This is a genomic window from Luteimonas sp. e5, from assembly GCF_054031035.1.
The window spans coordinates 267,125-282,250 of sequence record NZ_JBSTRX010000003.1; the positions used below are offsets into that span (position 1 = coordinate 267,125).

The window sequence follows — 15,126 nt, forward strand, 5'->3', positions numbered from 1 at the left end:
TCGTGATTCCCGGCCCTTCGCGCATAGCGCTACGGGCGTTCGCCGGATGCGCGCGGCAGTGCCGCGCAAACGCATCCGCTCACCCCTCCAGGCGCGCCATCTTCCAGATGGCGTCCTGTCGTGATTCCCGGCCCTTCGCGCATAGCGCTACGGGCGTTCGCCGGATGCGCGCGGCAGTGCCGCGCAAACGCATCCGCTCACCCCTCCAGGCGCGCCATCCTACGGATGGCTTCCTGTCGTGATTCCCGGCCCTTCGCGCATGACCCTGCGCGCGTCCACCGGTCACCGCATCCCGGCTTCATAGCTGTCTCAGGTTCTGCGACACCTCACGCCTATCCTGCCGGCAGGCCGGTCGGAGATGCGTTCATGACGATGCTGTTCCCCTTCAAGGTTGACTGTGGCTGCTGCGGCAAGCAGGCCGAGGTCACCGAAATCACCAGTACCAATGCCCATGGCTACGACGACCTGGACATGCGGCCGCCGCCGATGGAACGCGATACGTTGCCGCATCAGGTGCATGCCTGTCCGCACTGCGGCTGGCGCAGTTTCCAGTTACGGCCGCTTGATGGCATCGACTTGCCGCAGCTGGTGCAGTCCGCCGGCTATCGCGATCGGTTGCAAGCACCGGGGTTTCCGCAGTTGGCACGGGACTTCCTCGCCCACGCGTACGCCTGCGAGCAGGCCGGGCAGGCCAGGCAGGCGACCCTGCACACCTTGAAGGCGGCTTGGGCTTGTGACGATGCCGATTGCGGCGAGGCTGCGAGATCGACCCGCCTGACCCTCCTCAAGCTGCTGGATGCGTTGCAGGCGGCGGGCGAAGTGTTCACCGCGGACGCCATCTCCGACGCCCTGGTTCGCCTCGACATCGCACGCCGCGCCGGTGAGTTCGACACCACCATCAAGCTCGCGCAGGACGTGTTGGCGCAGCAAGGCCTGACCGACTTCGGGCGTGACATCGCCCGGTTCCACCTGGCGCGCGCCAAGGCCGCGGATGCGGGCTGCTACACCATGGCCGCGGTGGAAGAAAGCACGGGCTGAGCGGGTCGGCGCCGCAGCCGCGTGAATCCACTCCATTGGCGCAGGCGCAACGCCGGCATTACGGGCGGCCACGCATCGTTCTCCATTCCGCGTCCTCGCTCAGGCACAATCCCTGCGCATACGGTTGCCGGCCACCCCGGGGAACAGATGGCCGCGCCATGCCTGCAAGGGGAGAGAGATGGGGTCATCCAGTGCACGCGAACTCAAGCAGCGCCATCGGCAGCTGCGCGAGGGGCAGGAGCGGAATGCGGCGACGCGGCTGCATCGGGCGATCAGTTGGCTGGCGCGGGCCGAACAGGAGACGGACGATGCCGATGCCTGCTTCATCTTCCAGTGGGTGGCGCTGAACGCGGCCTACGCGCGCGAGTTCAGTCGCGAGGAAAACGAGCGCGACCGCTTCCGCCAGTTCGTGGCGACGCTGGTGACATTGGACACGCGCCACACGCTGCACGCGGCCTTGTTCGGCCAGTTCAGCGGCCCGATCCGCACGCTGATCGAGAACCGCTTCGTGTTCGAGCCGTTCTGGACCGCGCTGCGCGAGCACGATGCCAGCAATCGCTGGGAGGCGAGCTTCGCAGCCAGCCGCAAGGCGGCACTGGCGGCGGTGATGGACAACGACACCACGACCGTGCTGTCGATCGTGTTCGACCGCCTGTACGTGCTGCGCAACCAGTTGGTGCATGGCGGCGCCACCTGGAACAGCCAGGTCAACCGCGCCCAGTTGCATGACGCGGTGCGGATCCTGGGCACTTTGTTGCCGTTGATGCTGGAGGTGATGCTGGATCACCCGCAGCACGACTTCGGCGAGGTGCTGTATCCGGTGGTGTGATCGGCAGGGCCGTCGCTGACGTCGCCAAGCAAAGCTGACCCCCGGCGCACCCGTCGATTCCCGGCGGCAGCAGTGCGCGCCGGAGTTTGACAGACTGCCCGTGCCCGGCAGGGTTTGCCGGTGACGGAGAATCAGATGCTTGCGCTGTGGGTCGCGGTAGCGGCGTTGATGTTCGGTTTGTACAACGTGTTCATCAAGCTGTCGGCGGATGCGATCAATCCGATATTGGGTGCGGTGGTGCTGCAGTTCGTGGCCGCGTTCCTGGGGCTGGGCCTGCTGTTGGCGACGCAGGCGCCAGCGGGTGCCCCGTCGTTGCTGTGGACTGGACGCGGGCTGGTGCTGGCAACGCTGGCCGGGGTCGCGATCGGGCTGGTCGAGATCCTCGCCTTCTTCATCTACGGCCGCGGCATGTCGGTGGCGGTGGGCAATCCGTTGATCGTCGGCGGCTCGTTGCTGGTCACCACCGGCATCGGCGTGGCGCTGCTGCGCGAGTCGATCAGCCCATTGCAGGCGCTGGCGGTCGGCATGATCGCCGGTGGCGTGCTGTTGCTGGCCTGGACTGCGGCCCGCGCCGGAGGGTGATGCGCCGCGGGTGCGCTGCTACGCTTTCCGTGATGGAATCGCACACCAACCCCGTCCTCGCCCCGACATGGCGGCGCAAGCTGTCGGCGTACTGGCGCCTGATGCGCGCGGATCGGCCGATCGGCTGGCTGCTGCTGCTGTGGCCGACCTGGTGGGCCTTGTGGCTGGCCTCGGACGGGGTGCCGGCGTGGCATCCGCTGATCGTGTTCACCCTCGGCGTGTGGCTGACGCGTGCCGCCGGCTGCGTGATAAACGACTATGCCGACCGCTGGCTGGATGGCGAGGTGGAGCGCACGCGGTCGCGGCCGCTGGTGACCGGCGAAGTCGGCGCACGCGAGGCGCTGCTGCTGTTCGCGGTGCTGATGCTGGTCGCGTTCGCCCTGGTGCTGACGCTCAACCGCCTCGCCATCGGGCTCAGCGTGATCGGCGTGCTGCTGGCGGCGAGCTATCCCTTCCTCAAGCGGCATACCCACCTGCCGCAGGTGTACCTGGGCATGGCCTTCGGCTGGGGCATCCCGATGGCGTTCGCCGCGGTGCAGGGCGAGGTGCCGCCGCTGGCCTGGCTGCTGTACGTCGGCAACATCTTCTGGGCCACCGCGTATGACACCTGGTATGCGATGGTCGATCGCGACGACGATCTGCGCATGGGCGCGAAATCGACCGCGATCCTGTTCGGTGATCTGGATCTGGTCGCACAGGGCGTGCTGTATGCGGCCACCTTCGTGGCGCTGGGGCTGGTCGGGACGCGCGCCGGGCTGGGCGCGTGGTATGCCGCGGGCCTCGCCGTCGCTGTGCTGCTGGTGCTGTGGCAGTTTCGCATCGCCCGTGGCCGCGAGCGCGCGGCCTGCTTCCGCGCCTTCCTGCACAACAACTGGGTCGGCATGGTGGTGTTTGCTGGCATCGCACTGGACTTCGCCCTGCGTACCGGCTGAACCGGCGCGCAGGCGGACGCTCCGGGTCATCGGGTCAGCTTCCGTAAATTACGGAAGACGAACCAGGCACGCGGAACGTTCGGTAATTGCCGAATGCGGCATGGAGCCGATGACAGCTGATCCGCCACCGCGTGCGGGACGTTCCGGAAACGTGCATGCGATTCAATAATTATTGGACGCATCAACCCGCGCACGCAACGCTCACGCCACCCGCGCGCAGACCCAGGCATCGACCCGCTCCACGCCCGCCGCGCGCAGTGCCCAGGCTGCCGCTTCCAGCGTGGCGCCGGTGGTCATCACGTCATCCACCAATGCCACGTGCGCCGGCCACGGGGTGCCGGGCCGGCAGCGGAATGCGCCGCGCAAATTGCGCCGGCGCGCCGCCTTGTCCAGTCGCGATTGAGCCGCAGTGGCGCGTTGCCGTTGCAGGCCGCGCTGCAGCAGCGGGATGTCCAGGGCCCTGGCCAGCGGTCGCGCCAGTTCCAATGCCTGGTCGTAGCCGCGCTGGCGCAGGCGTGCGCCGTGCAACGGCACCGCCAGCAGCGCATCGGGACGCTCGCCCGCCGGCAGCCTGCGCCAGGCATCGGCCATCAGCCCGGCCAGCAGACGCCCGGCGGCCAGCGACTGGTGAAACTTGAAGCGCGGCAGCAGATGATCGAGTGGCGCGGCATAGACGAATGCCGCGCGGGTCACGCTGATCGGCATGTCGCGCCGTTTGAGGCAGGCGCCGCACAGCCCGCCGGCGTCCAGCCGCGACAGCGGTTCGGCACAACTGCGGCAGGCGTGCTCCAGCCACGGCAGCGCCGAATGGCAGGCCGGGCACAGGTCGCGATCGGCCTGAGCATCGCCGGCCATGCCGCAGGCGAGGCAGCGTGGCGGCCAGCCTGCGCGCACGCCGCCGTCAACCAGCGTGCGAAGGGAAAAGTTGACAGGCATCCTCATGCTTCCCAGACTGCCTGTTTCCGCTCCCCGGGTCTGTCAGACATGTCCGATTCCTGCGTCGGTTCGACGCCCGTTCGCCACGACTGGACGCTTGGTGAAGTCACCGCGCTGTTCGCCCTGCCGTTCACCGAGCTGCTGTTCCGCGCCGCCGACGTGCATCGCCGGCACTTCGACCCGACCCAGGTGCAGATTTCCACCCTGCTCTCGGTGAAGACCGGCGGCTGCCCGGAGGATTGCGGCTATTGCCCGCAGGCGCAGCGCTATCACACCGGCGTGGAGGCGACCAAGCTGATGGCCTGCGACGAGGTGCTGGAGAAGGCACGCGCGGCCAAGGCCGCCGGGGCCTCGCGCTTCTGCATGGGCGCGGCCTGGCGCTCGCCCAAGGATCGCGACATCCCCAAGGTGGCGGAGATGATCGCCGGGGTGAAGGCGCTGGGCCTGGAAACCTGCGCCACGCTCGGCATGTTGAGCGAGAGCCAGGCGCAGGCGCTCAAGGACGCCGGCCTGGACTACTACAACCACAATCTGGATACCGCCCCGGACTTCTATGGCGACGTGATCACCACCCGCGAGTACCAGGATCGCCTGGACACGCTTGGCCACGTGCGCGATGCCGGGCTCAAGACCTGCTGCGGCGGCATCGTCGGCATGGGCGAATCGCGTACCCAGCGCGCCGGCCTGCTGCGCACGCTGGCCAACCTGCCCGCGCATCCGGATTCGGTGCCGATCAACCGCCTGGTGCGGGTTGCCGGCACGCCGCTGGCCGAGGAGGCCGAGCTGGATCCGTTCGAGTTCGTGCGCACGATTGCCGTCGCCCGCATCCTGATGCCGCGCTCGATGGTGCGGCTGTCCGCCGGGCGCGAAACCATGAGCGACGAACTGCAGGCGCTGTGCTTCCTTGCCGGGGCCAACTCGATCTTCCACGGCGACAAGCTGCTGACCACCGGCAATCCCGACGTGTCGCAGGACGAAGCCCTGCTCGAGCGCCTCGGCCTGAGTGCGATGCCGTTCGCCGGCGCCGATGTCGAGAGCTGCAGCGACACCGTGCATGCCGACATCACCGCGGCAAGGCGGGCCAGCGCCGCGGCATGAAGCGGCCTTCGCCCGCCGAACGCATCGCGCAGGCGCGCGCCGAACGCGACGCGCGACGCCAGCGTCGCCGGCGCCGCGTCATCACGCGCCGCGACGGCGTGCGGGTGCAGATCGACGGGCGCTGGCTGACCGATTTCTGCAGCAACGATTACCTCGGCCTGTCGCAGCACTTCAGCGTGATCGGTGCGCTGCAGGATGCCGCCGCCGAGGCTGGCAGCGGCGGTGTCGCCTCGCATCTGGTCAGTGGCCACACGGCGCTGCACGAGGCGCTGGAACGGGAGATGGCCGACTGGCTGCAGGCGCCGGCCGCGCTGCTGTTCTCCAGCGGCTGGCAGGCCAATCTCGGCGTGCTGCAATCGCTGCTGGGCGAGTCCGATGTCTGCGTGCAGGACCGCCTCAACCACGCCAGCCTGATCGACGGCGCGCGCCTGGCCGGCTGCCGCCTGCGGCGCTATCCGCATGGCGATGCCGAGGGCGCATTGCGCCAGTTGCGCGCACAACCCGAAGGGCTGGCGATGCTGGCCACGGACGGCGTGTTCAGCATGGATGGCGACATCGCCCCGCTGCGCGAGCTGGCGCTGGTCGCGCGCATGCAGCAGGCGCTGCTGTACGTGGACGATGCGCACGGCGTGGGCGTGATCGGCCCGCAAGGCCGCGGCAGCGTGGCCGCGGCGCGGCTGGGCGTGGATGAAGTGCCGCTGCAATTGGCGACGCTGGGCAAGGCGCTCGGCAGCGCCGGCGCGGTGGTGGTCGGTGATGCCGACTGCATCGGCCACCTCGCCGAAACCGCGCGCCCCTATCTCTACACCACCGCGCTACCGCCGGCGCAGGCCGCCGCCGCGCTGGCCGCGGTGCGCCTGGCCCGGCGTGAGGACTGGCGCCGCGAGAAGTTGCTCGCGCTCAGCCTGCGCTTCCGCGCCGCGGCACTGCGCGAAGGCTTCCGCCTGATGGACTCGGATACCCCGATCCAGCCCTTGCGCTGCGCCAGTGCCGAGCACGCGTTGGCGATGGCCGAGGCACTGACCGACGCCGGCGTGCTGGCGGTCGCCATCCGTCCGCCGACGGTGCCGGAAAACGGCGCGCGGCTGCGCTTCACCTTCTCCGCCTTGCACGCCAACGAAGACATCGATGCGCTGCTCGAAGCACTGTGCCGGGCGCGCGATGAAACCCGGCGCCGGATCGGCAGCGCACCATGAACCGGGCTGCGACGGAAGGCCGCCTGGCACTGGCGGCGATCGGGCTGGGCCTGGCTTCGGCGCTGTTCTTCAGCCTGACCTATGTGCTCAACCGCGCCGCCGCCAGCGACGGCGGCCACTGGGCGTGGACCGCCAGCCTGCGTTATCTGGTCACCCTGCCGCTGATGCTGCCGTTGATGCGTCGGCGCCAGCAGTGGCAGCCGGTGCTGCACGCGATCAAGGCACATCCCGGGGCCTGGTTCGGCACCTCGGCGCTGGGCTTCGTGCTGTTCTATGCACTGCTCTCGTATGCCGCCGACAGTGGGCCATCGTGGCTGGTCGCGGGCAGCTTCCAGTTCACCGTGATCGCCGGGATGCTGATGGCGCCGTTGCTGTACCGCGATGCACGCCGCCATGTGCCGCTGGCGGCGTGGGGCGTGGGCCTGATGATCTTCGCCGGGGTGATGCTGATGCAGTTCGCGCATGCCGAAGGCGGGCTCGACCGCGCCGGCTGGATCGCGCTGGCCTGCGTGCTCGGCGCGGCACTGCTGTATCCGCTGGGCAACCGCCTGCTGCTGCTGCATCTGGAGCGCAGCGGCGAAGACCTCGATGCCACCCAGCGCGTGTTCGGCATGACCCTGGCCAGTCAGCCGATGTGGCTCGCACTCGCCGCCTGGGCGTGGACCCGCGCCGGTGCACCGCCGGCCTCGCAGCTGTGGCTCGCCGCCGGGGTCGCGGTCTCTGCCGGCATCATCGCCACCATCCTGTTCTTCAAGGCCACCGGCATGGTGCGCGACAACCCGACCGCGCTGGCCGCGGTGGAGGCGATGCAGGCCGCCGAGCTGATCTTCGCCAGCCTGATCGGGGTGTGGTGGCTGGGCGAAGCGTGGCCGCGCGGCGGCGCATTCTGGGGCGGTGCGGTCATCATCCTCGGCATCTTCGCCTTCGCCTGGGTGGCGGCGCGCCCGCGTGCGCGCGACCCGCGCGAAGCCCGCGCGGTGGGCACGGATCACGGCGCATGAAACTCCACATCGAACGCACCGGCGACGGTCCGGACCTGGTCCTGCTGCATGGCTGGGCGATGCACGGCGGCGTGTTCGCGCCGCTGGTCGAACGCCTGCGCTCCGACTTCCGCCTGCACGTGGTCGATCTGCCGGGCCACGGCGGCTCGCGCCACAGCCGCGTGCCATTGACGCTGGATGCCTGCATCGACGCGATCAGCGGCAAGGTGCCGGACACTGCATCGTGGTGCGGCTGGTCACTGGGCGGGCTGATCGCGTTGGCCGCGGCGCAACGCGGCGCACCGATGCGTGCATTGGCGATGCTGTGCGCCTCACCCTGTTTCGTGAAGAAGGCCGACTGGCGCTGGGGCATGTCGGCGGAAATCTTCAGCGGTTTCGCCGACGGGCTGCGCAGCGACTGGCGTGGCACGCTGGAGCGTTTCATCGCGCTGGAGGCATTCGGCTCCGACCACGCGCGCGATGAGCTGCGCCAGTTGCGTGCGGAAGTGTTCGCCCGCGGCGAACCGGCGGCCTCGGTGCTGGCCGATGGCCTCGCCCTGCTCGAGCACGAGGACCTGCGTCCCGGCCTGTCCGCGCTCGCGCTGCCCAATCTGTGGCTGGCCGGGCGCCGCGACCGCGTGGTGGATGCCCGCGCCATGGCCGCGGCGGCCGCCGCAACACCGGGAGCGAAGCATGCGCTGATCGAGCACGCCGGCCATGCGCCATTCCTGACCCATGCCGACGCGGTGGCCTCGGCGCTGCGCGAACTGGCGGCGGAGGCGGCATGAGCCGGGTGTTCGACCACCGCCAGGTGCGACGCGCGTTCGGCCGCGCCGCCGCGGGTTATGCCGCGGCCTCGCCGGTGCAGGCCGAAATCGAATCGCGCCTGCTCGAATCACTCGACCACTGGTCGCTGCGCCACGGCGATGCCATGCCGGAGCGCATCCTCGACCTCGGCTGCGGCCCCGCCCGCGCTTCCGCGCACATGCGCGAGCGCTGGCCGAAGGCGCAGATCATCGCCATCGATGCCGCGTTGCCGATGCTGCACGCGGCCGCAGCCAATACCCGCGGCCACTGGCTGCGCCGGCGCGAGGTGCATCGCGTGAATGCCGATCTGCGCGCGCTGCCGCTGGCCGCCGCCAGCGTGGATCTGTTGTTCAGCAACCTCGCCCTGCAATGGGTCGAGGATCTGCCAGCCACCTTTGCCGAGTTCCGTCGCGTGCTGCGGCCCGGCGGCATGCTGCTGGTCTCCACCTTCGGCAGCGAAACCCTGGCCGATCTGCGCGAGGCCTTCGCCGCCGCCGACAACGCACCGCATGTCAGTCCGTTCACCGCCATCGCCCCGTTCGGCGACGCGCTGATCGCCGCCGGTTTCCGCGACCCGGTGCTTGATCGAGACCTGCTGCTGGAATACCACCCGCGTTTTTCAGACATCCTGCAGGCACTGCGCGCGATGGGCGCGACCAACGCACTGCAGGCACGTCGCGGCACGCTGTCCGGGCGTGGCCGCTTCGCTGCCGCCGAGGCCGCGCATGCACGCGACGAGCGCGGATTCCCCATGCGCTGGGAAGCGATCCATGCGCAGGCGTGGGCGCCGGAGCATGGCGCACCGATCCGCGATGCCGAAGGCGAACTGGCCGCGGTGCCGCTGTCGGCGATCCCGATCCGGCGCCGGCCCCGCTGAGCGCGGCAACGGATGCGTTCATCGATGGCGGCCTAGACTGCGGCCATGCCCATGCCGCCTGCATCCCGCCGTCATCGCCGCGCACGCCGTTTGCATGGCCTGCTCCTGTTGCCGTGCCTGCTGCTGCCGCTGCTGCCCGTGCACGCCACGCACGCCGCTGACAGCACGAGCGCGGTGCAACAGGCCGATGCGTTGCTGTCGCGCGCCGACGAGGCCGCTCTCGATGGCGTGTTCCAGGCCCTGCATGGCGTGTCCCGATCGCCGCAGGACGCGGCGCGCCTGTGCCAGGCACTGGCCGGTGCTGGCCAGAGCGATGCCTGGCTGCGTCTGCCCGGCGAGCTGTCCCCGCTGCACCAGCAGGCGCTTGCCGATGCCTTCGCCAACCTGCTGCTGTCGGCGTGGATCGGCCAGCCACGCGAGTTCGACGAAGCGGCGGCGCAACGCAGCCTGCGCCAGGCCGGCGTGCGCGCGGCCCTGCTCGATGCCGACTTCAGCGCGGCCACACTCGCCGGTCCGGTACAGGATCCGGCCGACGAGGCATTTCATCAGCGGCGCTGCGCGTCGATGCGCGCGTTGCTGGATGCCCTCGCGGGCCAGCCGCGCGAGGAACGCGCCGCGGTCACCCGCCTGCTGCTGCGCGATGGCCTTGCCGTCATGATCGGCACCACCGCGGGGAATTGACGAGCCCGCCGGCGGCGTTCAGTCCCGCGCCGACACCTGGGCGATCCACTCGCGCAGGTTGTAGTAATTGGTGATGCGGCCGATGCGCGGCTGACCGGCCTCCTCGACGATTTCGAAGAACGCGCCACCGGGAAGTTCATAGCGCTGGCCGGCGGCGTCGGGCAGTCCGGCGGCGGTGCTGAGGTATTCACCATGCACCACGTACTCGGCACCGGCGCGGCGACCATCGGGGCTGGTGGTGACCACGATGTCGTGCAACTGCTCGCGGTAATGCGCGTCCATGCGGCGCATGAAGGTGGCGAATGCATCGCGCCCGATTTCGCGCGCGCCTTCGTTGAGGTCATGCACCACGTCGTCGGCCAGCTGCTCCAGCATGCCGTGGCGATCGCCGCGGTTGAAAGCGTCGTAATAGGCCAGGATCAGCGCGCGCGTGCGCTGGGCGGCGGGGGTGCTCATGGCAGGGACTCCAGCAGGGTGGACAGGTCGGCGGGATCGAGGTTGCCGCCGCTGAGGATGATGCCGACGCGACGTCCGGCGAAGCGGCCCGGTTCGGCCAGCAGCGCGGCCAGCGTCACCGCCGCCGAGGGCTCGACCCATTGCCGCAGGTGGCGGATCAGCAGCCGCAGCGCCTCGCGGATGATGTGCTCCGGCGCCAGCACGATGCCGCGCGCCCCGCGCTGCAGCAGGGCGAAGGTGCGTGGCGACAAATGCCCGCGCAGGCCGTCGCAGATGGTCGCGGGTACGCGGTCGTCGATCAACCGGCCCGCGGCCAGCGAGTCATGCGCATCGCGCGCGGCTTCGGGTTCCGCGCCCCACACTTCGCAGCCCGCACCGCGCGTGCGCACCGCCAGGGTGCAGCCCGAGAGCAGACCGCCGCCACCGACCGGCGCCAGCAGCACGTCGAGCGTGGGTACGGCAGCCAGGAGTTCCAGCGCCGCGGTGGCCTGCCCGGCGATCACCTGCGGATCGTCGAACGGATGGATCAGGCGGCCGCCACTCTCGGCCAGCAATGCCGCGGTCGCCGCGTCGCGTGCGCGCATGTTCGGCGCGCAACGCAGCAGCCGCGCACCGTGGCGGACGATGTTGTCGAGCTTGGCCTGCGGTGCCCCCTCGGGCACCACCACCTGCGCACGAATGCCGCGCAGGCGACAGGCCAGCGCGATCGCGGCGCCATGGTTGCCCGAGCTTTGCGTCACCACCCCGCGCGCGGCTTCATCATCGCTCAAGGCGAACACCGCATTGCAGGCGCCGCGGAACTTGAACGCACCGCTGCGCTGCAGATGCTCGCATTTGAAATGCAACTCGGCGCCCACCAGTTCATCCAGCACCGTGCTGCGCAGCACCGGGGTGATGCGCGCATGCGGGCGGATGCGTGCCGCTGCCTGCAACACGTCCATGGTCCCCGGGAATCGTGGGCCGGGGCTCACTGCCTCAACCCGATCTTGCGCTCGCGGCCTTCCTCAGTCACGAGTCAGCGCGTGCAGGATGCGCAGGTCCTCCGGCTCCAGTTGCGCAGTGAGCGGCTCGCTCGGCGCAAGGCCGCGGAAGCGCATGCGGAAGGCGCGCAGGGTGGCGGCACGGTCATCCAAGCCATAGCCGATCGCGCGCAGCGCCAGCCAGCCATCGAAGCCCGGCGGCGGGTCGACCAGCTCGCCCTGCGGCCAGATGCCGAAGCCGGCATCGAACAGCCGCTTCCACGGGAAATGCGCGCCGGGGTCGACCTTGCGCGTGGGCGCGAGATCGGAATGGCCGATCACCTGACTGCGCGGGATGCGCAGGCGCGTGGTGAGGTCATCCAGCAGGCGCAGCAGAGCCTGGATCTGCGCCTCGCTGTACGGCTCTTCGCCATCGTTGTCGATCTCGATGCCGATGCTGGCGCTGTTGAGGTCGGTGATCGCCCCCCAGCGCCCGCCACCGGCGTGCCAGGCGCGCTCCTGGTCGGAGACCAGCTGATGGATGCCGCCATCCTCGCCGATCAGGTAATGCGCGCTGACCCGGCCGCCGCTGTTCGCGGTCTTCAGCGTATGCAGGCTCTCCTCGACCGAACCCTGCTGGGTGAAGTGCAGCACGATCACCACCGCACGGCGCTGGTCGAAGTTGGGCGACGGCGACCAGGTCGCCATCGGATTGCGCGGTGCGCTGGCACACGCCGCAAGCAGCAGAACAAGGCACAAGGTGAGCAAGTTCTTCATGCCCCGATTGCACCCGTCCCGTGCGCGGCTTGTCAAGCCCCGTGGTTCCGTGCCGGGCGAACGCCCGCCGCGCTGCGGCGGGCCGGACATCCGCCGTTCCGTCGTGCTGCTGGGTGATGCCGCGCGTAGCGTCAGATGGTGTGACATCTGATATTCGAGCGGGTGAGCCGGGCATGCCCGCGCGGCACGGCCGCGCATGCCGGGCGAACGCCCGCCGCGCTGCGGCGGGCCGGACATCCGCCGTTCCGTCGTGCTGTTGGGTGATGCCGCGCGTAGCGTCAGATGGTGTGACATCTGATATTCGAGCGGGTGAGCCGGGCATGCCCGCGCGGCACGGCCGCGCATGCCGGGCGAACGCCCGCCGCGCTGCGGCGGGCCGGACATCCGCCGTTCCGCCGTGCTGTTGCGCGATGCCGCATGTAGCGTCAGATGGTGTAGTACATCTGGTATTCCAACGGATGCGTCGCGGCGCGGAAAGCGGTGACTTCCTTCATCTTCAGGGCGATGTAGGCATCGATGAACTCGTCACTGAACACGCCGCCGGCCTTGAGGAAGTCGCGGTCGCCGTCGAGTGCCTCCAACGCCTGATCCAGCGAGTGGCAGACGGTGGGAATGGCCTTCTCCTCTTCCGGCGGCAGGTCGTACAGATCCTTGTCGCTAGGCCCGCCCGGATCGATCTGGTGGCGGATGCCGTCCAGCCCGGCCATCAGCAGTGCGGCGAAGCCGAGGTAGCCGCTGTTCATCGGGTCGGGGAAACGCATCTCCACCCGCCGCGCCTTGGGGTTGGCGACATAGGGGATGCGGCAGGAGGCGGAACGGTTGGATGCCGAATAGGCCAGCATCACCGGCGCCTCGAAGCCCGGCACCAGGCGCTTGTAGCTGTTGGTGGTGGCATTGGTGAAGGCGTTGATCGCGCGCGCATGCCTGAAGATGCCGCCGATGTACCACAGCGCGGTCTGCGACAGACCGCCGTAGCCATCGCCGGAGAACAGGTTCTTGCCGTCCTTGGCCAGGCTCATGTGCACATGCATGCCGCTGCCGTTGTCACCGACCAGCGGCTTGGGCATGAAGGTGGCGGTCTTGCCGTGGCGATGGGCGACGTTCCTGACCACGTACTTCAGCGTCATCAGATCGTCGGCCTTCTTCACCAGGGTATCGAATCGCACACCGATCTCGCATTGGCCGGCCGTGGCGACTTCATGGTGGTGCACCTCGACTTCCAGGCCGAGGTTGCCCAGCACCTTGCACATTTCCGCGCGCAGGTCATGCAGGCTGTCCTTTGGCGGCACCGGCAGATAACCGCCCTTGACCATCGGCCGGTAGCCGCTGTTGCCACCGGCATACTCGCGACCCGAGTTCCACGCCGCTTCCTCGGAATCAACCTCGTAGAACACGCGGCCCATGTCGTTGCCGAAGCGCACCGAGTCGAACACGAAGAACTCCGGCTCCGGGCCGAAGAACGCGCTGTCGGCGATGCCACTGGCCTTGAGGTAGGCCTCGGCGCGGCGCGCGATGCCGCGCGGGTCGCGGGCATAGGCCTGCATCGTGGTCGGGTCGAGCACGTCGCAGACCATGACCAGGGTCGGGTCCGCGGTGAACGGATCGAGGAAGGCGCTGCCGGCATCGGGCAGCAGCACCATGTCGGAGTTCTGGATGCCGCGCCAACCACCGATCGAACTGCCATCGAACATGCGTCCGTCCTCGAACAGGCTCTCATCGACGATGGACGCGGGAAATGTCAGATGGTGTTGCACGCCGACGAGGTCGGCGAAGCGCAGGTCGACGAATTCGACCTGATGGTCGCGGATGAGGGTTTCGACGTGTTCGATGGACATGGAATGGCCGGACTGGAGGGAGGTGGGCACGCGGTTGCGACGCGCAAGGGGACGGCTCATCGCGCCTGCGCCAGGTCTGCTCCGATGGGTACCACCCCGCCATGCCCGCCGCAGGACATGCCGGCGATCATGATGCGGCAAGCCGGGCGCCGGCCGCAAGCATGGTCGCGCCATCGCGTGGGCGCTGCCGGCGCCGTCGCCTGCTAACCTGCGCGCTGCGCACGGCCCTGCCGCCGCGCCCATCCGCACCTGTCATCCTGCCGACCTGCCCCCATGTCCGACCTCCTCGCCGCGCTGCTGCTCGGCATCATCGAAGGCATCACCGAGTTCCTGCCGATCTCCAGCACCGGCCACCTGCTGATCGCGCAGCATTGGCTCGGCGCGCGCAGCGACCTGTTCAACATCGCGATCCAGGCCGGGGCGATCCTCGCCGTGGTGGTGATCTACTGGCGCAAGCTGCGCGACCTTGCACTGGCGTTCCTTGGCCGTGCGCCGCTCGAGGGCGAGGCCGGCAATATCCGCGCCGCACGCGATTACCTTTACAAGCTCGGCCTCGCCTTCCTGGTCACCGCGCTGGGCGGCCTGCTGGTGAAGAAGCTTGGCTGGGAGCTGCCCGACCGCGTGCTGCCGATCGCCTGGGCGCTGGTGATCGGTGCGTTCTGGATGGTGCTGGCCGAGCAATGGGCGGCACGCCGTGCCGCGGTGATCGGCGAGCGCAGCCAGGTGTCGTGGCTGACCGCGGTGCTGGTCGGCATCGCGCAGGTGGTGGCCGGGGTATTCCCCGGCACCTCGCGCTCAGCGGCAACCATCTTCATCGCCCTGCTCGCCGGCACCACCTCGCGCGCGGCGGCCACCGAATTCGCCTTCCTCGTCGGCATCCCGACCATGTTCGCCGCCACCGGCTACGAACTGATCGACGTGCTGCGCCAGGGTGCCGCCGGCAACGAGGACTGGGCCGCGCTCGCGGTCGCCTTCGTGGCCTCGATGCTGACCGCCTTCATCGCGGTCAAATGGCTGTTGCGCTATATCCAGAGTCATCGCTTCACCGCGTTCGCCGTGTACCGGCTGATCCTCGGCATCGCACTGCTGCTGTGGTTGCCCGCCGGGGCCTGAGGCCGGCATCGGCGGAGTGAAGCATCCCGT

The 15,126-nt window shown here is 69.4% G+C and carries 16 protein-coding genes; 11 read left to right on the forward strand and 5 right to left on the reverse strand.

Annotated features, from left to right (window positions below):
- Positions 1-366 precede the first annotated feature (366 nt).
- From ACW11F_RS10330 to ubiA, 4 genes are all read left to right on the forward strand, one after another.
- Complete coding sequence (locus ACW11F_RS10330; RefSeq protein WP_456996822.1) at positions 367-1,038, forward strand: hypothetical protein; 672 nt, start codon at positions 367-369, stop codon at positions 1,036-1,038.
- Positions 1,039-1,216: 178 nt separating this feature from the next.
- On the forward strand, positions 1,217-1,867 hold the full coding sequence (locus ACW11F_RS10335) for a hypothetical protein (protein WP_456996823.1): 651 nt from the start codon (positions 1,217-1,219) through the stop codon (positions 1,865-1,867).
- 135 nt (positions 1,868-2,002) lie between these two features.
- Positions 2,003-2,449 carry a hypothetical protein gene (locus ACW11F_RS10340; RefSeq protein ID WP_456996824.1) on the forward strand — a complete coding sequence of 149 codons (447 nt, stop codon included), beginning with the start codon at positions 2,003-2,005 and terminating at the stop codon, positions 2,447-2,449.
- A gap of 32 nt (positions 2,450-2,481) precedes the next feature.
- Complete coding sequence (ubiA, locus tag ACW11F_RS10345; protein ID WP_456996825.1) at positions 2,482-3,381, forward strand: 4-hydroxybenzoate octaprenyltransferase; 900 nt, start codon at positions 2,482-2,484, stop codon at positions 3,379-3,381.
- Between the two features lie 201 nt (positions 3,382-3,582).
- Here the strand turns inward: ubiA and ACW11F_RS10350 are convergent, their stop codons facing one another.
- The gene (locus tag ACW11F_RS10350; RefSeq protein ID WP_456996826.1) at positions 3,583-4,317 is read right to left on the reverse strand and encodes a double zinc ribbon domain-containing protein; all 735 of its coding nucleotides are present in this window, start codon (positions 4,315-4,317) and stop codon (positions 3,583-3,585) included.
- 48 nt (positions 4,318-4,365) lie between these two features.
- Between ACW11F_RS10350 and bioB the strand changes: the two genes are divergently transcribed.
- The 6 genes from bioB to ACW11F_RS10380 are packed head-to-tail and all read left to right on the forward strand — an operon-like array spanning position 4,366 to position 9,956.
- Entirely contained in the window at positions 4,366-5,415 is a 1,050-nt protein-coding gene (gene bioB / locus ACW11F_RS10355; RefSeq protein WP_456996827.1) for a biotin synthase BioB, read from the forward strand.
- On the forward strand, positions 5,412-6,611 hold the full coding sequence (gene bioF, locus ACW11F_RS10360; RefSeq protein ID WP_456996828.1) for an 8-amino-7-oxononanoate synthase: 1,200 nt from the start codon (positions 5,412-5,414) through the stop codon (positions 6,609-6,611). Before bioB ends, bioF begins: the two co-directional genes overlap by 4 nt.
- Complete coding sequence (locus ACW11F_RS10365; protein ID WP_456996829.1) at positions 6,608-7,612, forward strand: multidrug resistance efflux transporter family protein; 1,005 nt, start codon at positions 6,608-6,610, stop codon at positions 7,610-7,612. The genes bioF and ACW11F_RS10365 overlap by 4 nt, the downstream gene beginning before the upstream one ends.
- A complete protein-coding gene (bioH, locus tag ACW11F_RS10370) occupies positions 7,609-8,379 on the forward strand; it encodes a pimeloyl-ACP methyl ester esterase BioH (protein WP_456996830.1) in 771 nt (256 codons plus the stop codon). Before ACW11F_RS10365 ends, bioH begins: the two co-directional genes overlap by 4 nt.
- A complete protein-coding gene (locus ACW11F_RS10375) occupies positions 8,376-9,275 on the forward strand; it encodes a methyltransferase domain-containing protein (RefSeq protein ID WP_456996831.1) in 900 nt (299 codons plus the stop codon). Before bioH ends, ACW11F_RS10375 begins: the two co-directional genes overlap by 4 nt.
- A gap of 45 nt (positions 9,276-9,320) precedes the next feature.
- On the forward strand, positions 9,321-9,956 hold the full coding sequence (locus tag ACW11F_RS10380; protein ID WP_456996832.1) for a hypothetical protein: 636 nt from the start codon (positions 9,321-9,323) through the stop codon (positions 9,954-9,956).
- A gap of 18 nt (positions 9,957-9,974) precedes the next feature.
- Here the strand turns inward: ACW11F_RS10380 and ACW11F_RS10385 are convergent, their stop codons facing one another.
- The 4 genes from ACW11F_RS10385 to glnA form a co-directional block, all read right to left on the reverse strand.
- Entirely contained in the window at positions 9,975-10,412 is a 438-nt protein-coding gene (locus ACW11F_RS10385) for a ketosteroid isomerase-related protein (protein ID WP_456996833.1), read from the reverse strand.
- On the reverse strand, positions 10,409-11,353 hold the full coding sequence (locus ACW11F_RS10390; RefSeq protein ID WP_456996834.1) for a threonine ammonia-lyase: 945 nt from the start codon (positions 11,351-11,353) through the stop codon (positions 10,409-10,411). Before ACW11F_RS10390 ends, ACW11F_RS10385 begins: the two co-directional genes overlap by 4 nt.
- Before the next feature lie 63 nt (positions 11,354-11,416).
- Positions 11,417-12,148 carry an N-acetylmuramoyl-L-alanine amidase gene (locus ACW11F_RS10395; RefSeq protein WP_456996835.1) on the reverse strand — a complete coding sequence of 244 codons (732 nt, stop codon included), beginning with the start codon at positions 12,146-12,148 and terminating at the stop codon, positions 11,417-11,419.
- 425 nt (positions 12,149-12,573) lie between these two features.
- Positions 12,574-13,983 carry a type I glutamate--ammonia ligase gene (glnA, locus tag ACW11F_RS10400; protein ID WP_456996836.1) on the reverse strand — a complete coding sequence of 470 codons (1,410 nt, stop codon included), beginning with the start codon at positions 13,981-13,983 and terminating at the stop codon, positions 12,574-12,576.
- Positions 13,984-14,256: 273 nt separating this feature from the next.
- Between glnA and ACW11F_RS10405 the strand changes: the two genes are divergently transcribed.
- Positions 14,257-15,096, forward strand: coding sequence for an undecaprenyl-diphosphate phosphatase (locus ACW11F_RS10405; protein ID WP_456996837.1), 840 nt, complete (start codon positions 14,257-14,259; stop codon positions 15,094-15,096).
- The last annotated feature ends 30 nt before the right edge of the window (positions 15,097-15,126 follow it).